Origin of the sequence: Advenella alkanexedens (assembly GCF_019132845.1) — a bacterium.
In the GTDB taxonomy this organism is placed as follows: domain Bacteria; phylum Pseudomonadota; class Gammaproteobacteria; order Burkholderiales; family Burkholderiaceae_B; genus Advenella; species Advenella alkanexedens.
Genome location: NZ_JAHSPR010000004.1, coordinates 68,321 through 90,424 on the forward strand (window position 1 = coordinate 68,321; position 22,104 = coordinate 90,424).

At 49.2% G+C, this 22,104-nt stretch carries 21 protein-coding genes; 9 read left to right on the top strand and 12 right to left on the bottom strand.

Annotated features, from left to right (window positions below; all coding sequences use genetic code 11):
* The first annotated feature begins 101 nt into the window (after positions 1-101).
* The 6 genes from KU392_RS06475 to KU392_RS06500 all read left to right on the top strand — a co-directional run bounded on the left by KU392_RS06475 (position 102) and on the right by KU392_RS06500 (position 6,630).
* Entirely contained in the window at positions 102-1,106 is a 1,005-nt protein-coding gene (locus tag KU392_RS06475; RefSeq protein ID WP_217734915.1) for a hypothetical protein, read from the top strand.
* Positions 1,103-2,545 carry a hypothetical protein gene (locus tag KU392_RS06480; protein WP_217734916.1) on the top strand — a complete coding sequence of 481 codons (1,443 nt, stop codon included), beginning with the start codon at positions 1,103-1,105 and terminating at the stop codon, positions 2,543-2,545. Before KU392_RS06475 ends, KU392_RS06480 begins: the two co-directional genes overlap by 4 nt.
* 128 nt (positions 2,546-2,673) lie before the next feature.
* Positions 2,674-4,035 (top strand): AMP-binding protein, encoded by a 1,362-nt coding sequence (locus KU392_RS06485; protein ID WP_169295078.1) that lies wholly within the window; start codon positions 2,674-2,676, stop codon positions 4,033-4,035.
* Positions 4,036-4,046: 11 nt separating this feature from the next.
* Complete coding sequence (locus KU392_RS06490; RefSeq protein WP_169295079.1) at positions 4,047-4,568, top strand: gamma carbonic anhydrase family protein; 522 nt, start codon at positions 4,047-4,049, stop codon at positions 4,566-4,568.
* 29 nt (positions 4,569-4,597) lie between these two features.
* Positions 4,598-5,518 (top strand): Hsp33 family molecular chaperone HslO, encoded by a 921-nt coding sequence (gene hslO / locus KU392_RS06495; RefSeq protein ID WP_217734917.1) that lies wholly within the window; start codon positions 4,598-4,600, stop codon positions 5,516-5,518.
* An 83-nt stretch (positions 5,519-5,601) separates the two neighbouring features.
* Entirely contained in the window at positions 5,602-6,630 is a 1,029-nt protein-coding gene (locus KU392_RS06500; RefSeq protein WP_217734918.1) for a TadE family protein, read from the top strand.
* 23 nt (positions 6,631-6,653) lie between these two features.
* On the opposite strand, the gene ftsB is transcribed toward KU392_RS06500, so the two are convergent.
* The 7 genes from ftsB to KU392_RS06535 all read right to left on the bottom strand — a co-directional run bounded on the left by ftsB (position 6,654) and on the right by KU392_RS06535 (position 14,065).
* Positions 6,654-7,013, bottom strand: a complete 360-nt coding sequence (gene ftsB, locus KU392_RS06505) for a cell division protein FtsB (protein ID WP_217734919.1) — start codon at positions 7,011-7,013, stop codon at positions 6,654-6,656.
* Positions 7,014-7,028: 15 nt separating this feature from the next.
* Positions 7,029-8,321: a phosphopyruvate hydratase gene (eno, locus tag KU392_RS06510; RefSeq protein ID WP_169295083.1), complete on the bottom strand. Its 1,293-nt coding sequence runs from the start codon at positions 8,319-8,321 to the stop codon at positions 7,029-7,031.
* A gap of 43 nt (positions 8,322-8,364) precedes the next feature.
* Entirely contained in the window at positions 8,365-8,790 is a 426-nt protein-coding gene (locus KU392_RS06515) for a MarR family winged helix-turn-helix transcriptional regulator (protein ID WP_169295084.1), read from the bottom strand.
* On the bottom strand, positions 8,791-10,398 hold the full coding sequence (locus KU392_RS06520) for an MFS transporter (protein ID WP_169295085.1): 1,608 nt from the start codon (positions 10,396-10,398) through the stop codon (positions 8,791-8,793).
* 153 nt (positions 10,399-10,551) lie between these two features.
* Complete coding sequence (gene kdsA, locus KU392_RS06525; protein WP_169295086.1) at positions 10,552-11,403, bottom strand: 3-deoxy-8-phosphooctulonate synthase; 852 nt, start codon at positions 11,401-11,403, stop codon at positions 10,552-10,554.
* Positions 11,400-13,058, bottom strand: coding sequence for a CTP synthase (gene pyrG, locus KU392_RS06530; RefSeq protein ID WP_169295087.1), 1,659 nt, complete (start codon positions 13,056-13,058; stop codon positions 11,400-11,402). The genes kdsA and pyrG overlap by 4 nt, the downstream gene beginning before the upstream one ends.
* Positions 13,059-13,675: 617 nt before the next feature.
* Positions 13,676-14,065: a cupin domain-containing protein gene (locus KU392_RS06535; protein WP_169295088.1), complete on the bottom strand. Its 390-nt coding sequence runs from the start codon at positions 14,063-14,065 to the stop codon at positions 13,676-13,678.
* 242 nt (positions 14,066-14,307) lie between these two features.
* Here KU392_RS06535 and KU392_RS06540 point away from each other — a divergent pair, with 242 nt between their 5' ends.
* Positions 14,308-14,721 (top strand): Hsp20/alpha crystallin family protein, encoded by a 414-nt coding sequence (locus KU392_RS06540; protein ID WP_200232934.1) that lies wholly within the window; start codon positions 14,308-14,310, stop codon positions 14,719-14,721.
* A 70-nt stretch (positions 14,722-14,791) separates the two neighbouring features.
* A complete protein-coding gene (locus tag KU392_RS06545) occupies positions 14,792-14,980 on the top strand; it encodes an oxidoreductase-like domain-containing protein (RefSeq protein WP_169295089.1) in 189 nt (62 codons plus the stop codon).
* Between the two features lie 6 nt (positions 14,981-14,986).
* Here the strand turns inward: KU392_RS06545 and KU392_RS06550 are convergent, their stop codons facing one another.
* Complete coding sequence (locus tag KU392_RS06550) at positions 14,987-15,478, bottom strand: YciI family protein (RefSeq protein WP_217734920.1); 492 nt, start codon at positions 15,476-15,478, stop codon at positions 14,987-14,989.
* A gap of 304 nt (positions 15,479-15,782) precedes the next feature.
* Here KU392_RS06550 and KU392_RS06555 point away from each other — a divergent pair, with 304 nt between their 5' ends.
* A complete protein-coding gene (locus KU392_RS06555; RefSeq protein WP_169295091.1) occupies positions 15,783-16,142 on the top strand; it encodes a DUF4870 family protein in 360 nt (119 codons plus the stop codon).
* A gap of 128 nt (positions 16,143-16,270) precedes the next feature.
* Here the strand turns inward: KU392_RS06555 and KU392_RS06560 are convergent, their stop codons facing one another.
* The 4 genes from KU392_RS06560 to KU392_RS06575 form a co-directional block, all read right to left on the bottom strand.
* A complete protein-coding gene (locus KU392_RS06560) occupies positions 16,271-18,571 on the bottom strand; it encodes a nitric-oxide reductase large subunit (RefSeq protein ID WP_217734921.1) in 2,301 nt (766 codons plus the stop codon).
* A gap of 242 nt (positions 18,572-18,813) precedes the next feature.
* Entirely contained in the window at positions 18,814-19,767 is a 954-nt protein-coding gene (locus tag KU392_RS06565; protein WP_217734922.1) for a hypothetical protein, read from the bottom strand.
* Positions 19,764-20,762 carry a hypothetical protein gene (locus KU392_RS06570; protein ID WP_217734923.1) on the bottom strand — a complete coding sequence of 333 codons (999 nt, stop codon included), beginning with the start codon at positions 20,760-20,762 and terminating at the stop codon, positions 19,764-19,766. The genes KU392_RS06565 and KU392_RS06570 overlap by 4 nt, the downstream gene beginning before the upstream one ends.
* Positions 20,763-20,876: 114 nt before the next feature.
* Complete coding sequence (locus tag KU392_RS06575; protein ID WP_217734924.1) at positions 20,877-21,950, bottom strand: response regulator; 1,074 nt, start codon at positions 21,948-21,950, stop codon at positions 20,877-20,879.
* Between the last annotated feature and the right edge of the window lie 154 nt (positions 21,951-22,104).

Genomic DNA, 22,104 nt, shown 5'->3' on the forward strand with positions numbered 1-22,104 from the left:
TACGTAACAAACGTTTAACGCTGGCTGTCAGGGTTCTGGCTTGCATCCGGCAATGCCGTCTTGTAACAATACGCTTAATTCACTACAACCGGAAATTTGCCATGCGATCACTGACCCTTTTATTTCGGCCCCTGATCCTCGCTGTTGCCTTGATGCTATGTGTTATTCCCCGCCTTGCACAAGCACAAGCACAAGCACAAGCACAAACACAAGATCAAAAACTCTACCTTGAGCTCTGGGCCGAAGCGGAAGCGTTCCGGTCCCTGGCATCAAAAAATTTCCTGGCAGCCCTGAAAAATTCATCTACCCCTGAGGCCAATCTTACCTTTGCCGAATTGGGTGAACTGCTTTGGCTTGATCAGGACAATGCCGATGACTGGTCGATTTTTTTCCGCCACTCACTGGTCAACTTTGTCGCGACTGGCAGTGAGGTTGAGTTTGTTTACTTTCAGCACCCCTGGGCCGATATTACCTTATTGACCCTCTGGTCACGAACACCCAAGGATAATCGCCTGCGCATTGTGGATACCGGCATTCTCCTGAACAGTGTCATCCGTGGCGCCAAAGTTCCGTTCCAGATAGGCCGGGGATGGATGCAAGAAAAAGCTTCGGCACCCGTAGCCATTGGACAAGTAAACGCAAAAACCACCAGCCAGATCGTTGCTGCCGGAATGGGCCAAATCCCAAACCCGCTGGCCTCCTTAAATGTTGAACAAGCAGAAGCCATGGTTGCCGGCGCTGCCCTGCAATGGATGGAGCACCAGACTAGCCTGTTGCCATTATTCGTCGATGAAACCGGTGTGGCCCATGCCATGCGCATTGCCTGGAACAGGCTGTTGCTTGCCGCCCGAAAAGGGCAGTTGGCCGATGTATTGCCGCCCAATACCCCAATCAAAGAACTTAATGCCGTGGATTCTGCACTGTGGGCTTCTTTGGAACCGGTTGCCTATGTTGAAGACGGGAAAAATGCAGTATCAATCTTTGCCTCCTCGCACAACCCCAACATTTATGCGACCCTGGCAATTAGTGATGATAATAATAAAGTAAAAATCACCCATTTTGATTTTTACCGGTTTTCCGATTTTCTGGACAAGGACGCGAAATGAATTATTCGGTTTTAACTGCGTTGGGACTCTCGCTTTGCATCACTAATATAGCCATGGCACAAAAAACGGCTACCGTTATCATACCTCCCCCCACTCATTTCAATGCAATTCCCACTGCTCAAAGCCAGAATGAACAGCCTTCCCCCCTCTGGGTTGTCGCGCAAGATGAAGCGCCTGCAAGTGACAAATTAAGTACCGTGGAAGAGGTCCTGTACGTAACAGGTGAAACACTCAGCGCTGAACCTGTACAGCAAAGCATTAAAATAGCTGAAAATTACGCACTGAATAACCAAATAAAGCTGGATGAAATTCATAAAGAGAACACCAAGGAATTTAACAAGCTAAACAAAAGTATACAGACGAAAAGCAGTAAGGCATCAGGTTACGTGACCTCAAAAAAAACACAAACCAAACTGGATAATCTCAAAAATAAAGCCAAACTGTCCGGCAAACAACAAAGCCAGGCCGCGGCAAAAACAAACTTCCTGTCAAAACTGGGTAAAGTACTTAACGCCCTTGATGTCGTTTCAGTTGCGGCCGAAACTACCGGCTACCTTTCAACCGGTGACACCACAGGCGCTGCCGGTGCCTTAGTGAGAGGAGGCGTCAAGAAAGGGGCTGAAGCAGGCGGTGCACTGGCCGGCTCTTTCATACCCGGTGGTTCAATCGCTGGCGCCTGGGCTGGCGGCCAAGCCTATACAGAATATGTCGAACCCAGGATCAATGAAATCGAAGATGCCGTCCGTGATGAACAAACCCGTCAAAAATACATAAACAAGCCCTGGTACACGCCTCAACCGTATATGGACAGCAATGGCAATATCAAATACTTTGCTGAAAACGAATATATGGACAAGAAAACCGGCACTATCTACACGCGCAGCCCAGAAGAGCAGAAAGAATACGAGCATCAACAACGCGTTAACTGGAATAACCAAAATACCTTGCAAAAACTGATAGAAGATTATAAGGATGGAAAAATCAGTGATAAGGAATTGCTCGATCTTTTCGAGAACTACGATCGCCACGATGGCGATACCATCTGGAACCCCGAAGCCGATACAGAACAACAGGACAATACCGGTAACCTCATCGCCCAGATCACACCGGTCCAAGTGACAGCCTTCACGACAATCACTGAAACCATAGGCGAAATAGAAGTCAGCACCACACTAACCTTTTCTTTCTGGAATGTGGGTGCCTATTCACCTCCACACAGCAAAGCCAGCCTCTCCGTGTATTCCTCGCATCCATCCATGGAGAACTTCGTCTGGAATGGAACTTTCTCGGGTGGTCCGAATGGCACACTAAGCATTCACTCCGATGATGGCATCATAACGTTCCAGTTAAACAACGGCACGCATTTAACAGGTGAGGACATGAGCATCCCTATTTCAAACCCCGCCGCTTTTGCAAACTGGCCCAAAGACCTGAGGTAAACCTGTTTAATCTACATAGCCGGGTTGGACAATTAAATGTTAGAATGAGCCTTATAGTGGAAAAGTGGGTCAGAAATGGCCCTTTTATTTTCCTTCAGCATCAAAAAACAGGCCTCTCAAACAGTCATATGACAGATCAATATAATTCACTGTATCAATCATTTGAATGGTTAGTTCCATCACATTTCAATATTGCGGATGCCTGCTGTCATCGCTGGGCCTCCAGTCCGCACGAAGCCCGTCAAGTTGCCATTTATTTCGAAGACCAGGTGGGCCAGCTCACCATGCTGACTTACGGCCAGCTTTCAGAACAAGTCAATAAACTGGCCAACGGTTTCATCCGCATGGGCATACAACCCCAGGATCGTATTGCCATTGCCCTGCAACACTCGGCAGAAAGTGCGGTAACCCAGTTGGCGGCACTTACCGTGGGTGCCATTGCCGTACCGCTAACCGCAACCCTGACCGCGGCCGAATATGCCGAACGCATTCACGATTCACAAGCCAGGGTGGCCATTGTTGACAAGCATTCCATTGCCCCCATGATGTCGGCCATCGACAATCATTCTCCGGTCAAGCAGATTATTGGCATTCATACCGAAGATGAGCGTATTATTTCATGGCGTACCTTGCTGGCAAGACAACCCGGGACCTTCACGCCGGTTATTGTGGCATCCAACTCACCCGCCCTGCTCATCTACCCGCATCCCTCTGAAAACAAACCACTCAGGGGAACTTTGCTGCACCATAGTACGTTAATTGGTACGCTGCCCGGTTTTGTAGCCTCCCAAAACTGGTTCCCCAAAGGCAAGGATATCCTCTGGACCTCTTTTGACTGGAGCACGCCCAACGGCCTGCTCAATGCCCTGCTGCCTACGCTTTACTTTGGCCGCTCCATTGTTGGCTGTCCCAGCGGGCGTACTATTCCGCGCCTGTTCACCCTCCTGGAGCACTATCAAATTACCAATATGCTCGTCTCGAGCTACGAACTGGAGCGCATCAGGAATCACCCCGATCCGTTGCTCGAGTTCCAAATTGCCATCCGTTGCATTACCTGTCCCGACACCGAAATCACCCGGACACTGCGCGACTGGGTCAGCGAACGCTTTAATGTAAGCATCAACAGTGTTTTCGCACCACTGGGTTTTGGGTATATTATTGGTGAAAGCCATGAAAAGTGGCCATCCAGGTACGGCAGCATTGGCAAACCCTACCCCGGACATAGCGTTGCCATTATCAACGAAGACGGTGAAGAGCTGGAAGTCGGCCAGTCTGGTGAAATTGCCATTCACACCACCGATCAATATGACTATCCCGATCCAAGCGTTTCCCTGTCATACTGGTCCAGCTCACAAATTCACGAAACACCCAAAACAGGTGAGTGGATCGGCACCGGGGTTATAGGCTATGCCGATGACGATGGTTATATATGGCGTACCCCCATTGAGCCCACAAATCTCACAGACACTGTCAGTGAATCAACTTCTTGAAAGGAAACCGAATGGCCATTTACCAACTTGAAAACCTGGTACCCCATATTGATCCCAGTGCATTTATCTTTGAGAATGCAACACTGATCGGTAATGTAACACTGGCCGCCAATGTCAGTATCTGGGCCAATGTTTCCATTCGGGCCGATAATGCCAGCATTATCATCGATGAAAACAGCAACGTACAGGAAGGCAGTGTCTTGCACGTTGATGAAGGAGTACCGCTATATATAGCCAAAAATGTAACGGTAGGCCATCAGGCCATGCTGCACGGCTGTACCATTGGTGAAGGCTCATTAATTGGCATGCAGGCCATTGTGCTTAACAATGCCGTTATTGGCAAAAACTGTATTATTGGTGCGGGCGCCATCGTTCCCGAAGGAAAAGTGATCCCCGACAATTCACTGGTTATTGGTGTGGCAAAAATTGCCCGTACCCTGACCAATGAAGACCTTGCCGGTGTGCATGCAGGCACCCGTCATTACGTAGAACAAGGCAAACGCTACTCTCAACACCTGAAACGCCTTGATTAATCCGTCTCAGGATATATTTTCTTGCTGTCATGAACGATTCCTTAAAAAAATACCTGTTTGAAGACCGCAGTACGCGAGTTCAAACCGTCAATCTTACCCAAACCTGGGCCGAAGCGCTGGGCCACCAGCACTATCCGCCCACTATCCGAAGGCTCTTGGGAGAATTAAGCGCAGCAGCCGTCCTGCTGACATCAAACATCAAGTTTGATGGCTCCTTGATTCTTCAATTGCAAGGTGATGGCCCCATTAGCCTGATTGTGGTCGAGTGCGACACTTCACTTCACGTGCGTGCCACCGTTAAAATGCGACAAGAGTTTGTTTGTCCTGAAAACGGTACCCTGCAAACCCTGCTCAATGCCAACGGCAATGGCCGGTTTGCGGTCATTCTTGACCCCAAAAACAGGTCTGAAGGCATGCAACCCTACCAAGGCATTGTACCCATGCAAGGCAACTCGGTGGCACACGTACTTGAACACTACATGAAGCACTCCGAACAGCTGAATACCCGGTTATGGCTTGCTGCCAATGATGAAAAAGCCTGCGGGCTCCTGCTGCAGCAACTGCCTTCAACAGGCGGCATACTTGCGGCCACGCAAACCACCGATGAGACCTGGGAACGCGCTGTTCAGTTTGCCGAAACCCTCAGCACCGAAGAGCTGCTTTCCACCGATGAGGACACCCTGATCCACCGTCTGTACTGGGAAGAAACCTTGATTGCCTATGAACCGATTGCTGTCACCTGGTTTTGTCCCTGTACCCGTGAAAGGGTTGCCAACATGCTTAAAATGCTGGGTAGCGAAGAAATTGCCAGCATACTTAGTGAGCGGGAAAACATCGAGATCTCCTGTGATTTTTGTGGCAAACCCTATGTTTTTGATCCGGTAGACTGTGCAAAACTGTTTGTGAATCCAGACAGTTTTGTGGTCAAGGGCAATACCTCAAGCCACTAACCACACAGCGAACTATTGGATCAATCCATCCATTTGTAAAACTCACAATTTACAGCCTTCAAGAGTAAGCACAGACTAACGTCATGCTTACTCTTTTGTTTTTCTCCCCAACGATAAAACACCCTTTACCCGAACCGGCTCATACCCAAAAAAACAAGGGCTTTGGTTCGGTAGAGTTCTTGCTGGTTGCCACCCCCCTATTAATGCTGGGCATGGGCTCACTGGAGGCCTCATATTGGTATATTACCCGTCAGGCAAGCAGCCTTGCACTGTTTGAGGCTGCCCGTGCCGCCGCCACCCACCATGCCAGTCCACAACGCATAGAACTGGCTTTTGAAAAAGCACTGCATCCTCTTTTCACGCCAGCTGGCCAATATGCGAACCCCGCCACTCGCATGCAGGCCTATTTCCAACGCATCACACAAAAAACCGGACAGGCACCATGGCGTATCGTGATCAAAAGCCCAAACCAGACCGATTTTACCGATTTCCAGCGTAAAGACCTGCTTATAGCACAACAAACCGGTCGGCCTGCCATTGACAACAATTATCAGTACGAGCAATACCTGCGTACCGGTACGGGCAAGTCTTCAGGCCATAACATTTTTCAGGCCAATACACTGCAAATAGAGCTAACCTACCCTTACCAGGCCCTTATTCCCGGCATAAGTCAATTATTCAGGATGCTGGCAGGCAAGGGGTCCGCTTACGATGCTCAACTCATGGATCAGGGCATCCTGCCCATCAAGCAGACCTTGTCCATCAGCATGCAATCCCATCCTGTTTTATGGCCGGTGGATCCCGGTGGAAAAGTGCTTTACAGTCACAACCTACTCAACGGAAACGATATTTTCCACCCACAAAGCAACAACAACCAAACCTGTACGGGTTTATGGTGCGGACCACTCAGCGACAGGGCAAAAACCTTACCCACATCATCCGGCAACACAAGACCTGCGGCCCAACAAATGCCCGCTGCCAATCATCCGCAAACACCCGCCAAAGACGCAGGCAACAGCTCACCAGCAGCGTCCAAAACACCGGCTCCGGAAGATGAAATTTCAGTAGATGGGCAAGATCCGGCCTGTGGCATCAACCTTTGCTGTACCTAGCAAACGTTAGGCAGAACCTGTATTTATTGTGCGGAAGGAGCGGCGCTGACGGCCGGTTTGGATGCTTCGGTTTTTTTACCGATAGGCAGGGTAATGGTAGGCACTGCCTCATTGGGAACCAGGATCTGCACCAGGGTTTCACCCTCATTTATCATCCCCATTTCGATGCGTGCACGATCTTCAAGCGCTTCGGTACCTGATTCCAAATCCTGGACTTCTGCTTTCATGGCATTGTTTCGGGCCAACAATGCCTTGTTTTTTTCATGCTGCTCTTTAAGCTGCTCTTTTAATTCCGCCACCCGCAACCAACCCGAATCTCCCTTCCATAAGGGATACTGAATAGCGATACATGCCAGCAGAAGCAACAAAAAAAGCAAACGCATGAGATAAACAGCCGATTAGCGGTTACGCAAATTATAAAATGCGTCTACCCCGGGGTAATAAGCCACTTCAGCCAATTCTTCTTCGATACGAAGCAACTGGTTGTATTTGGCCATACGATCCGAGCGGGACAGTGAACCGGTTTTGATTTGCATGGCATTGGTTGCCACGGCAATATCGGCAATGGTTGAGTCTTCGGTTTCACCTGAACGATGAGAAATAACGGCAGTATAACCGGCGCGTTTGGCCATTTCAATGGCAGCAAAAGTTTCAGTTAGCGTACCAATCTGGTTGATCTTGATCAGGATGGAGTTACCGATGCCCTGGTCAATACCCTGCTTGAGGATTTTGGTGTTGGTCACGAACAGGTCATCACCCACCAGCTGTACTTTCTTGCCCAGCAGATCGGTCAGGATTTTCCAGCCTTCCCAGTCATTTTCAGACATGCCGTCTTCAATGGAGACGATGGGATACTTATCGCACCAGGAAGCCAGCAAATTGGCAAATTCGGTTGAGGTCAATGAGATACCACCCTCACCGGCCAAATGATATTTACCGTCTTTGTAGAATTCGGAGCTGGCGCAATCAAGTGCCAGGGCAATTTGAGAACCGGCTTCGTAGCCTGCGTTTTCAATCGCTTTCAGAATGAGCTGAATGGCAGCTTCGTGATTGGCCACGTTAGGTGCAAAACCACCTTCGTCACCCACTGCGGTTGACATGCCCTGGTCATGAATGATTTTTTTCAGTGCATGAAAAACTTCTGCACCCATACGCAAAGCCTCACGGAAGCTGCTGGCACCGACCGGCAGAATCATGAACTCCTGCATATCAAGCGTATTATTGGCATGCGCACCACCGTTGATCACGTTCATCATGGGCACGGGCATGCTCATGGGGCCGCTACCACCGAAATAACGGTACAAAGAAAGGCCGGATTCATCGGCCGCGGCACGGGCAACCGCCATACTGACTGCCAGCATGGCATTGGCACCCAAGCGCTCTTTGGTTTCAGTTCCGTCCAGATCAATCAGGGTACGATCAATAAAAGTTTGTTCCTGGGCATCAAGTCCAATCAGGGCTTCGGAAATTTCCGTGTTGACATTTTCAACAGCTTTCAAGACGCCTTTACCCAAATAACGTGATTTATCACCGTCACGCAATTCAATGGCCTCACGCTCGCCGGTTGATGCTCCAGAGGGAACCGCTGCACGCCCCATGGCACCGGATTCCAATAAAACATCACATTCAACAGTCGGATTTCCGCGAGAATCCAAAATTTCACGGCCGATAATATCTACAATAGCACTCATGGTTATGAATTTCCTGCCTGTTCAAGTATTACAAAGGTTTTTGTCATAGGCTGAATTGTACATGACAAAGACGGGCTTGTATTTTATCAAGCGTGGCAATCAACACATGAATTTCATCTTCAGGAAGATCAAGCGTTATTTTTGCCAAAAATGCATCGCGCTTGTTCCAGGTTTTGGTCATGAACTCCCGTCCCTTCGCTGTCAACAACACATTGGTAACCCGGTTGTCATCTTGATTCATGGAGCGTTTTACCCAGCCTTCTTTTTCCATGGCTTTTACATGTCGGGTCAGCGTCGCCGCATCTACATCCAGCGAACTCACCAGTTGCTTTTGTGAAACAGGCGTGTCGCCCAAAGCCAGCAGGATCCTCCATCTTATTCCCGGAATGCCTACTTCAGCTTCAAACAGCCTTGCCCAGGTTCGGTAAATGCGACCCACGCGCTGCATCATCTCAAGTTCCAACGCCATTTAGACTCCTTTTTGCTTATCTGTTTTCTTATCTTTCAGGTCTATCAAAGGCAATCGATACACCCAAACAGTTGCCAACAAGGTCAGGGCAAATACGATCCAGAAACCCGAATGAATGGCAGCGACCAGGGTTTCACGACCGGCATCTATCCAGAATTGAATATCGCCCACCCCGATTTGTTGAGCCTGTGCCTGCAAGGCTGCTTGCTGGACGGGATTCACCAGGACTTGCGCATCAAACAGCCCCTGCAGTGAATCGGGAGGTATTTTATCGCCTATTTGCCGCACCATGCCTGTTGCATACAAATAATTAACCAATGAGCCCACAACAGCAATACCCAGCATGCCCCCTATCATCCGGATGGATTGAACCAGGGCGGTTGCAATACCCAGGTTTGACTTACCCGCCACTTCCTGTGAAAAAATGGTCAGATTGGGCATAATCATACCAAGCCCTACGCCCCCCAGCACCATATAAGCCATAAACACATATGATGAACCCTCACGATTGGAAAAAATCGTACCCAGAATACAAACCAGTACCAGTACAAAACCGGCATATAAAATATGATTGGGGCGTTTAAGACTGGTAACGACCTTGCCACTTAAAATACTGCCCACCGTTACACATACCACCAATGGCGTAATCAGAATACCAGCCTCATTAGGAGACAACGCGAATCCGCCCTGCAGAAAAAGAGGTATATAAAACAACAGGCTGAACAAGGTAAAGCCAAGTAAAAGCGATAACAAAAACAGCACATTCATGCTCTTTATGCGAAAAAGTTCAAGTGGTATCAGTGCATAAGGACAATGGGCTTCCCATTTGAACAGGAGCAGCGTAAACAATATAAATACCAGTCCCAGCATGACCACGTTCCAGCTCATGCCATACCTTCCCAGAAACTCAACAAAAAACTGCAGGCTACCCAGTACCAAGGTAATTAACACGGCTCCGACCCAGTCCAACCTGATAACCTGTTTATGCGGGTAACGGATAAGCGGCAAGTATTGCCAGATAGACCAAAGCCCCAACAGACTAATGGGCACATTCACAAAAAAAATAGACCGCCAGCCATAATACTCGGTAAGAAAACCACCCAACGATGGCCCCACGACACTGGCAATGCCATAAGCAGAACTTAAAAAAACCTGCCATTTAAGCCTGACAGCCGCTGACGGAAACAGGTCGGGAATACAGGCAAAGGCCGTGCCCACCAGCATGCCCCCACCCACCCCCTGCAAGCCTCTGGAAAGAATCAGCTGCAACATGCTGTCTGCCATGCCGCTAAGAATGGAGGCCGTTGTAAAAATAATTATGGAAGCGATGACAAACGGCTTACGCCCGTAAAAATCACCCAGACGCCCAAAAATGGGAACCGTAATGACCGAGGCCAGCAAATACGAGGTTCCCACCCAGGCATACAAATCAAAACTGTTCAACTCTGCCGCAATGGTGGGCATGGCCGTCCCGACAATGGATTGATCAAGCCCAACCAGAATAGTCACAAAACACAAGCCCAGAGTGGCCAGCAATGACTGTCGAAAGGGAAGCCTTCTTCCGGTACCTGAATCCTCATCATCAATATGAATAGGCTGTGCAGACATGATATGGCAAACACTTAAAAAATTAATTGATTATGAAAACATTTTATATGAAACTATTTTACTGTCAATAAATCAAACAAGAAAAAACCGTTGCACCAATGAGATTATCATTAACGCAACGGACTTATTCAAATACGCTTTGTTAAGCTGTGCTTAAAACCGGTCTTCCATAAAACCTTGCTGTTTCACGATCCGGTCAATCGCAACCAAAGAACTCAGTAAAGCTTCCATATGCTGCAAAGGTACTGCATTGGGACCGTCCGACAAAGCCTGAGCAGGATCTGGGTGGGTTTCCATAAAAAGCCCGGAAATACCCACTGCCACTGCCGCTCGCGCCAGTACGGGAACAAACTCACGCTGACCTCCTGAAGAAGTACCCTGCCCACCCGGCAACTGTACCGAGTGAGTGGCATCAAACACAACCGGGCAAGCGGTTTGGCGCATAATGGCCAATGAGCGCATGTCAGATACCAGATTATTGTAACCGAACGAGGCGCCACGTTCACAAACCATGATATTGGAACCGTCACCACCGGCATTAATGGCCGCTTCTCGTGCCTTGTTGACGACCTGAATCATATCGGCCGGGGCCAGAAACTGCCCCTTTTTGATATTCACCGGCTTCAGCGTCGCTGCACAGGCCTGGATGAAATCGGTTTGGCGACACAGAAACGCGGGCGTTTGCAACACATCAACGACTGCAGCCACATCCCTGACCTGGCTTTCATCATGAACGTCGGTTAACACCGGTACTTTCAGAGTATCGCGGACATCTGACAGGATTTGCAAACCTTCTTCCATGCCAGGGCCACGATATGACTTGCCCGAACTGCGATTGGCCTTATCAAAAGAACTTTTATAAATAAAAGGGATCTGTAGACGGCCAGTGATTTCCTGAAGCATGCCTGCCGTATCGAAGGCCATTTGTCGGGACTCGATAACGCAAGGCCCCGCAATCAGAAAAAACGGCTTGTCCAGACCGACTTCAAATCCGCATAAATTCATACCTGATCCTTTTGGGCACGCTGACGCTGGTTCTCCAGGGCAGCCTTGATGTAACTGACAAACAAGGGATGTTCCGCACGGGGCGTTGAAGTGAACTCAGGGTGGAACTGCACACCCATGAACCAGGGATGAGACGGAATCTCCATGATTTCAGGCAGGTTCTCGGTGGGAGTACGGGCACTGATCACCATGCCGGCCTCTTCAAGACGGGGAACATACACATTATTCACCTCATAGCGATGACGGTGACGTTCATTGACTTCAGGACCGTATATTTCATAAGCACGAGTGCCTTCCTTGACGGGGCAACGCTGCGCGCCCTTGCGCATGGTGCCACCCAGATCGGAATTTTCGCTACGTGTTTCCAGCTTGCCTTCCCGGTCTTGCCACTCGGTAATAAGGGCCACCACCGGATGGGCTGTGGAAGGATCCAGCTCGGTACTGTTGGCACCACCCAATTGCGCCACATTGCGGGCAAACTCAATCACCGCCAGTTGCATGCCCAGGCAAATACCCAGGTACGGAACACCGTTTTCACGGGCATATTTAATCGCCTGAATCTTGCCTTCGGTACCCCGTTTACCAAAACCGCCGGGCACCAGGATCGCATCCATCCCTTCAAGGCAGGCCGTACCGTTTTCCTCGATATCTTCGGAGTCGATATAGTTGATCACCACCCTGGACTTGGTATAAATGCCCGCATGCACCAATGCTTCGGTTAAGGATTTATAAGACTCGGTAAGGTCAACATATTTGCCCACCATGCCAATCTGAACTTCATGCTCGGGGTTTTCCAGTAAATGCACCAGGTTATCCCATTTGGACAAATTAGCTGCTGGTGCGGTAATGCCTAGTGCATCACAAACGATGGAGTCCAGTTTTTGCTTGTGCAGCATGGCCGGGATTTTATAAATAGAGTCTTCATCCCAGACAGAAATGACGGCATCCAGTGGTACATTGGAAAACAGGGAAATTTTGGCCCGCTCATCGTCGGGGATGGGGCGATCGGCACGGCACAGCAAGGCATTGGGATAAATACCGATTTCACGCAATTTTTGCACTGAATGCTGGGTTGGCTTGGTTTTCAATTCGCCCGCGGAAGCAATAAACGGCACCAGTGTAAGGTGCACAAAAGCCGCTCCCTGGCGACCCAGGCGATGGCTCATTTGACGGGCAGCCTCCAGGAACGGCAGGGATTCGATATCACCCACCGTACCGCCAATTTCAACAATGGCAACATCGGCGTTACCGTCGTAGGCTTTCTTGGCACCACGAATGATGAAATCCTGGATTTCGTTGGTAATGTGAGGAATGACCTGGACTGTTTTACCCAGATAATCACCACGGCGCTCTTTACGCAATACCGATTCGTAAATTTGCCCGGTGGTGAAGTTGTTGGATTTATGCATGCGGGCGGAGATAAAACGCTCGTAATGACCCAGGTCAAGGTCGGTTTCCGCGCCGTCTTCGGTAACAAAAACCTCTCCGTGCTGAAGCGGGCTCATGGTGCCTGGATCGACGTTAATGTAGGGATCCAGTTTTAACATTGTCACACGCAAACCGCGTGATTCCAGAATGGCGGCCAAAGAAGCGGCAGCAATACCCTTGCCTAAGGAAGAGACCACACCACCTGTAACAAACACATACTTAGTCATTGTAAAAAAGCCCTTGGACCGGGCTGTAGCATGAAATGGAAATTATAACTGAGGTGCATTTTTTTTTCTCCCCCTAAATTGACTTTCTGCAAAACCGATTCGGGAAAAAGCCATCTTTTTCATTCGAGCATTTGTTGTACCCAACAAATTACTTTGCCATTTTTTTATAGTGCTTTCATGAATTGCCCTTCTGCCAAACCACCCACATAATCGAACTTGGCTGATGAACCACCGCCACCCAACCAGTAAGGCTCAGGTGGGTGAATGCAGCAGGACTTATTCAACTTTTAATGGCAAGTAAAAAATGCAGACAAAAAGAAAAATCATCACCCTGACCATTGGCTTTATTATTGCTTTTTTTAGCGCAATTGGCCTGCTTTCGCTTTGGGCCAGTTCCCTGTATTAGGGAATGAAACCCCTGTTGACAAGGCAAACAGGGGCTTTTACCTAACCCCCTGTCATTGACCGCTCATGACAGCCCAAGCACGGAAAACCCCGCCACAGAAGGTGCCCTTCTGCCGTGCGAGGTTTTTAATGCATTATGTTGCTTTATTTATATAAGAGCCGTTTTTATGACGTTGCGGGCAATAAAAACGCCCTACCGGCCATAAAGGACATTATTCGGTTGTTTTACCATCGAAATGTTCTTCAACCTCATCGGCCTTGGTAGGCTGCAACACGCCATCACGGTGCTCTGGAGGACCATAAATTGTGTAAAGTTTCAAGGCAACCGTGCCGGTATTTACCACATTATGCACGGCACCGGCCGGCACAATAATGGCAAAATCATCCTCAACCTGATGCGTGGCGCCATCCAGGTACAAAGTACCTTTACCCTCTTCGATCCGCAAGAACTGGTCGTGGGTTTCGTGCACTTCCTGGCCGATTTCCTCTCCGGGCTGCAGGGTCATCAGTACCAATTGCAGATTTTTGCCCGTGTATAAAACCTTACGGTAATTTTCGTTTTCAACGGTCAGTTTTTCAATATTATCTACAAAGCCTTTCATTCATATCTCCAGTCAAGAGTTTACAGGACTACTGTTAAACGATTATAAGCATGGTTGCAGTTAATTTCTTTAATCAAACATACAGAAACATAAATTAAATCAAATCAACAAGACTTGAAATTGCAAACATGATACTCATATACTAAACAGGTTGTTACAGCGCTGTTCAAATTTATTATTTCCCTAACCAAAATGCTTCTTTATATCATAAAGAAACCTTTAACCTGGAGTATGTAAATATCATGAGCAATCTGACACGTTACGAAGATTTAAATGATCTGTTTAACGGTTTTTTCCTGAAACCCGTTGGTTTTCCCAAAAATGCCCCCGCGCTTACCATCAAAACAGACATCTCGGAAAAAGAAGATGCCTTCCTGGTAAAAGCAGAACTGCCTGGTGTCAAGAAAGAAGATATTAAAGTCAAAATTGAAGGTGATACACTCAGCATTAGCGCTGAAGTCAAGCAGGAGTCTGAAAAGAAAGAAGGTGAACGCGTCCTGCACAGTGAACGCTACTATGGTTCGGTCAGCCGCAGCTTCCGTCTTGGCAATGAAATTGACCAAGCTGCGTCCACGGCAAAATACGAAGATGGTGTCCTGAACCTGGAGCTTAAAAAACTCGCCAACAAGCCTTCATCTCACCTGACGGTTGAATAAACCCGGGCAAATTTATGCCAAGCAACAAAAAGGCTGCCGGTAAAGCAGCCTTTTTTATTGGGAGAAAACCTTGCAGAAAAAACCGCAAAAACAGGATCAGCCAGACCCCAGGCCAGTTCCTCCGGTACGTCCTGACAATGATGAATGCTGCCATAGCGGGTGCGACCCCTGCGTATTTGACCTTTACCAAAACGATCTGGAACGTTACCGGGAGGCACTGAAACAATGGCAAAAGCGCCAACCCAAGCCCCGGCATTGATTTTGCCTAACGGCTTTCCAGAATGGCGCCGCCCTCACCCTCCCAATTTTGTTCACTTTCATTCAACGGTTTTTTTTGGGCATATTTTTTAATCCGGGCATGAACATCCGGATATTTTTCAAAAATGGCCCGCGCCTCTTCAGAAAACTCATCGGTTTCATGAAGCCGCCTTACTTCAATAACATCACCTTCCTGCAAGGGACATAGCAAAGCCCATTCCACCGCCTGGTCTATGGAGTTTACTTTAAGCATCCAATAGACTCCCAATGTTTCAGTCACCCCCTCATACGGAGAATGCTGGATAATCTGCTTGCCTCCTTCGTATTTAATCCTGACTCCTGAAGCAGGCGGATGCAGGGCATTCAATGACAGCAATACTCCTGCCTTGAACAGCAGGTCGTTATACTTCATCATGGATTCCAAAGCCACGTTATCAGATACGATCGACTTGCTCGCCCTGTCATAACCTTTGGGAATCATTAAAATAAGCACTCTCATGACAATACCTCCTTATAAAAAGGGGCCTACATTTCACGGGTTTGCTCCCGTTGTAAATGGTTATCCACTTTTATTGTTGAAATCCTTGTGAACAACTTTCAAATAAGATTGTACAGCCATTCCAAGCAATTGAAAAACCAGCATTTTTTTATTAACGCTCTATTTTTAACCAATACCCGACATACCCTTTATTCTTCACACTTTATACATGGCAATACAAAAATCGCTGTTACAATAAACAGGTAATCTTTGTACCATCACAATTACCTAATAAAAACACCAAAACCAAACTGAAGGAAGCGCCATGAACCAAGAAATCACCCCTACCCCATCACCCGCAACCGATCCCAAAACCTATACCATCATTATTTACATTTTAATGACGCTGGGTCTGTTTACGGGTGTTTTTGGTCTGGTGGCCGTTATCATGGCCTACATCAAAAAAGAAGATTTCAAGGGAACGGTTTATTATGACCACATGGTTTACCTGATCAAAACCTTCTGGGCAGGCTTGGCAGCGGCTATTGTGGGTATTATTCTCATGATTATTCTTATTGGCTGGATTATTTTCATTGCCGCCTATATCTGGTTCATCTACCGTATCACCCTGGGCTTCATCAATTTGCTTGATGGCAAACCGGTTTCCACCACCTCATGGTTTTAAGGAAGCAAAATAGGACTGAACGCTGCCAGTAACAGCGTTCAGTCCTGGAAAAAGTTTGGGCATTACCGGTCGTTAAACCCTTCACACCCAAACCACGCTTGACCTGACCTCTTCACATTACGCCAAAATTACCACTCTTTTCTGGCCGAGGCCCTGGCATGGGTGCCTGCACCCGCCATCACAGTGGCATCATGATCTCCCGAATGAAGCAGGCCCAGCACAACCTGCCAGGCAACCGAGAAAGCTCCCACAATGAACACCACATCACCAAAGGTGCGGATCCAGCGCAAGGTTTCCAAAAACCCCTGCTGCAAAAAAGTATCACTGCGTGCATACCACATGCCCACATCCACACTGGCTTCAAACTGGAACAGGCCAACCGGCAGCAGGCTGGTTAAAATCATTAACACCAATCCCGCATTCAGCCACCAGAACCCGGTGCCCATCAATTTATCGCTAAACACAAAACCTGGCTTGATATAACGCAGTACCAGCAATACAAAACCAATGGCCAGGAACCCATAAACGCCAAACAGGGCCGCGTGCGCATGCACCGCTGTCGTGTTCAGGCCTTGCAGGTAGAACAAGGCAATCGGCGTATTAATCATGAAGCCAAAAATACCGGCACCCACCATATTCCAAAATGCAACAGCCACAAAACACATCAATGGCCATTTCACTTTTTCCATCCATGGTGCCCGTGCTTTCAGGCTCCAGTGCTCCCATGCCTCATAGCCCAGCAGAATCAAAGGCACCACCTCCAGGGCGCTAAACGCGGCACCAATTGCCATAATAGGCGTTGTGGTGCCCGAGAAATACAGGTGATGAAAAGTGCCGGGCACGCCCCCCACCATAAACAGGGATGCCGCCGCCAGGCTGGCCGTGGTTGCCATACGCTTGGAAACCAGCCCCATGCTGGAAAACACAAAGGCTAAAGCGGTAGTAGCGAACACCTCAAAAATACCCTCTACCCACAGATGCACCACCCACCAGCGCCAGTATTCCATAATCGTGATATTGGTACGCTCGCCATAAAACAGGCCAGTACCATAAAACAGGCCAATCGCAATGGTAGACATGCACAGCAGGGCCAGCAGGTTTTTATCACCGCCCTGCTTCAGTGCAGGTATAAAGGCCCTGAGCATTAGCCCCAGCCAGAAGACAATACCAATAAACAAAGCCAGCTGCCAAACCCGGCCAAGGTCCAGATACTCATACCCCTGGTGGCCCAACCAGAAATTCAGGTACTCTGGCATAACCTGCTTGATGGCCAGGAAATTACCTGCCAGCGTGCCCACGACCACCACAATCAAGGCCACAAACAGAATATTCACCCCCAGCTTTTGATACGGAGGATCTTTCCCGCCGTTCACCAATGGCCCCAGAAACAGGCCAACACTTAAGAATGCCGTGGCAATCCAGAAAATGGCCAGTTGCAAGTGCCAGGTACGGGTTAATGAGTAGGGAAACCACTGTGAAACATCAATCCCGTAAAAATGCTGCCCTTCAATAGTGTAGTGCGCGGTAAACCCGCCCAACAGAACCTGCGCGGCAAACAAGGCAACCACAACAAACAAATATTTGCCCAGGGCCCTTTGTGACGGGGTTAGTCCTGCCAGCGAAAGCGGGTCATTGGCAGGCGCCTGGGGCTCTGGTTCATGGCGGCGTAAAAACGCCCAGCCCATAACCAGAAAACCGGTTCCGGCAATCAGGATAATCACACAGGCCAAAGACCACAGTACATTTTCTGTTGTCGGATGGTTACCCACCAAAGGCTCGGGCGGCCAGTTATTGGTATACGTAGCCACACTGCCCGGCCTTTCGGTAGAAGCTGCCCAGGATGTCCAGAAAAAGAACTTGGTTAATGCCTGCCTGCGTTCATCATTAGGCAGGGTATTTTCCTTCATGGCATAGTTGTCGCGCATTTGCCGTAACGCAGGATCATCCCCATAGAGTCTGAAATAATGGTCTGCCGTTTGCTCAATGGCCTGTGCCCGTCGCTCGGATACAGTCATCACACCCGTTTCGGCATTCAGGGTATTGGCCCTGAATTCTTTTTTAGCCGCATAAATCAGGCTGGCCTGGCTATCAAAATCCAACTCATCATAAGGTTTGCCGTATTTGTCCAGCGCAGCCAGATTCAGCCAGGCCAGCAATTCCCGGTGCAACCAGTCTGCCGTCCAGTCGGGCGCCTGGTAAGCACCATGCCCCCAGATGGAACCTACCTGCATACCACCAGTACTTTGCCAGGCCGTTTGCCCATCCAGAACCTCATCTTTGGTCATGACAACCTTGCCCGAAGGCGTGACCACCTGATTGGGAATGGGAGGAACGTGCTTATAGACCTCTACACCAGCCAAGCCCAGAATTGCAAAGGTTATCGCCAGAACGGCAATTAATGTCCACCATAATGCCTTGTACTCTCTCATGATCCTTCCTCCCTCATGCCTGCTTGTGAAACCATATTTGCACCGACAATCAACTTTGGTACCGAACCAATGAAATCGCAATTAAGTGGTAGAGCCGATTATTGCTTTTTAATATTTTTTGTTTTTAATGCATGACACTCCATACCCGCATTGAACTCCCTAGAGACCATAGGCGTCAAGCAGCATCTGAATTAACGTTACACTTATTACTGAATCGTCAAAATACTTTCTTTTGCAAATAATCAGTAACGCGGTACATAGAGACTTGAAAAACTGGCGGGACTTTGTGCCATTTCATAGCGTTGCGTCCAAATTTCAGACACCGAATCATCCATCACCGGGAACTGTCTGGCCAGGCCTGAAACCGCAACATCCTGACCGGCAGTATTCCAGGAAACCACCAACACAAAAGGCGGCTGATCTTTAGTGTACGGCATGTCATCCATGCCATCAGATGACATGCTAGCCCAAAGTTCTTCGATGACCCGAGCCGGCCTGGCAACATCTCCATCACTTTTTCCGGCATAAGCCGACGGCGCCAGTGATGGCGGCTGGAGCGGTATCCAATCCCTGTTGGGGCCTACCGGATCAACCAGGCCAAGACAAGGCTCACCCAGACAATCAGCAGCCTGCGCCTGGGCATCAGGGATCTCTTTGCGGCTGGCATGCAAAAGACCTGCCCTGGTACCCATGACCGGCGCCATGACAAATCGCCAACTAACATTCGGCCCAACACCAAACTCCGCAGGCGCAGCCACCTGTGCTTCGGGCACAAATGCCAACAGCTCGTTGCGACGTGCCGGCCCCACGTTATAGCGTGTGACTTCCACATAGTCCTGCCGTGCCTCCGGAACCTCAGAAGAAGCATTCATGCTGTAAGCAACCCGATAGCGGGCATGCGGCAAACTGGCTTCTTTGGCATCAAAAAGCAATATTGCCCGGGTAATGGGATCCAGATCCGCATCTGGCAAACTTATCGATGCGCCCCCATTTTGCGCGTCAGGGAAATTTTTTTTCGAATAGTATTGCTCATCAGTTAAGGTGTCGGGATCGACAATGACATAACCCTCACCCTGGATGAATGCCGCGGCGTCGGCCTCAAGTGCTGCCAATGCCTGCTGGTAAACCTGACTGGCTGCCGTTGGCCCTGCTAGCAAGAACAGGCCTGTCACCCCAAGTATCAGACGTGTACTCATGACTGGCTACCTCCGGTTTCTACAGAAACATCCCGGGCCTCAGGCGTACCTGAAGTCCAACGGGCTGCCCGGTCTTTTAACTGGCCAAACTTGCTGGACACCCCTTCCAGCCGGGACGTCCAGGTGGGGTCTGGGCTTTGGCCCTCAATGGCTTGAAAATAAGACTGCAACAGGCATGCAATGGCAAAAGGCTCAATGACCGCAACCTTGATCGACCAGGCAAACAACAGGGCAAATACAACACTACCTGCCGACCAGGTGCCGGGCATGAAATAAACCAAGGCGGCAGCCGGTGCCAGCAACACCAGAAACACCAGTAGCGACAGCCCGTACATCAGCACGGTAAGCCAAGCCGCATTCCTGAGCATTCCCGGTGCATTCTGTGCGTACAAAACCAGGGCCGTTTGTGCCGACGTCCAGGGATTGCCACTTTCCGTTTTGATGGCATAGGCAAGTATGATTTCATCAATTAAACCCACCGACACCCGAAGAAAGACGCGCACCACCCCCATCACCTGTTGCATGCCCGGGATGGGAAGAATACTGCCCAGCCCTTGCAACAAGCCTGTAATGGCAGTAATGACACCCTTGACAAGCTGGTCTATCACGAACAGCACATTGGCTTGAGCGTAACGGCTTTTCACCACCGAGCCGGCGTACTCAATTTGCGACTTGCCACCCGGTATGGGCTTGCTGTCAAGCAACTGCACCATTGCCGCGATATGGGCAGCCTTAACCATGTACAGAATGTATTCCCTAAGAAAATACATAATTCCCGCCGTTACGCCAAAACCAATGGCTCCTCCCCAGAACGCGGCCGTTGCCTGAAAACCCTCGTCACCCAGCCCGCCAATTCCCCAACCAATGCCCGATCCTATGCCCGTTATCAGGATATACGCCAGCGTAATGCCAAAATACACCGCACAGCGCAATAAAATGAAGGGCATGGTTTGCATCATTAATGTCAAGGATCGCCCAATACTGAAATCCCACATATACTTTCTCCTTAACCTGTTTTTATCAATTGGCCCTGCCCAAGCAATCACCATCACCCAGTGTATCCAAAGTTCACAGGAAAGAAACCGTATTAACAGACGGGATCCCCTGGCTCACTCTTGGGCAACACTCACCGGCAGGGTCAATAACAAGGCAATCAGGTCGGCCTGACGGTTGGTATTTGTTTTCTGAAAAATATTACGTTTATGAAAAGCCACCGTGGTCAGGGAAATGTCAAAAGTTTCAGCAATCTGATCGGGCCGCAACCCCTGGGCGAAGGCCCAGGCAATCCGCGCCTCGGTCGGGGTCAACTTGAACAGGGCGTCAAGCGCCCTGACCGGCACCGGTTCATTATTACCTCCTGCACTAATGAATAATGCCGCCACACAGGTATCCTCTTTGCTGTCCACACCCTCTAGCGCACAAACGGTCACCAGCAAATCACGCTGGCCATTCAAACGGGGAAAAGACAGGAACTCGGTATATTCCCGTCCATTCAAAGCGGCATCAATCGCCACCTGAATCACAGAAAACAAACCTTCAAAACCCGGTATTTTTTCAGCACTGAATACTCCCTGGGAGACAGAATCGGCACAATCAAACATTAAGCGCTGCGCTGAAATATTGGCAAACTGGATCCTGCTCTCTCGATCCAGAAGAACCACACCCGCCGTTATCAAATTAAACATGCGAACCAGGCAATGAAAAGACTGGCTCTCAAGTTGCCGTCCGGCACCAGCCGATGCTGCCCGCCAGCCCTCATCACCGGCCAGCTTGTTGCGCATACGCCGGACCTGCCGAAGACGTGCCGCAATCGTTGCCAGCATCAAATCAAAATTAACGGGCTTAACCAGATAATCATCGGCACCGGCATACTTGCCTTGCGCAATCTGATCCGAACCATCCTGGGCGCTCAGGAAGACAAAAGGAACATCTGCCAAATCAGTCATGGATTCCCGAATCACACGCAACAGCGCATAGCCATCCATCACGGGCATGGCAATATCACACAATATCAAGTCGGGACGGCAGTCTTCAAGCCGATCCAGTGCATCCTGGCCATTCACGGCCTGTACAACGACATAACCGGCATCCTCTAGCTCATTGCTTAATATCTCTCGTAAATCCCGCTCATCTTCCACCCATAAAATCGTTGCTTGCGTGCCATCAATGGCAACCCCTCTCATGCCCCTTTCCTCCTTGTCTGGCATCTGTTTTATTCATGCGCGTCGGGCACCGGATCACCTTCATGATCACCAGGAAAACATGATTATTATTTTAAACAGGGCTCTGGTATAAGAGCCCTGCCGTTATTGCCTGAACTATATCAAGATTCAATTA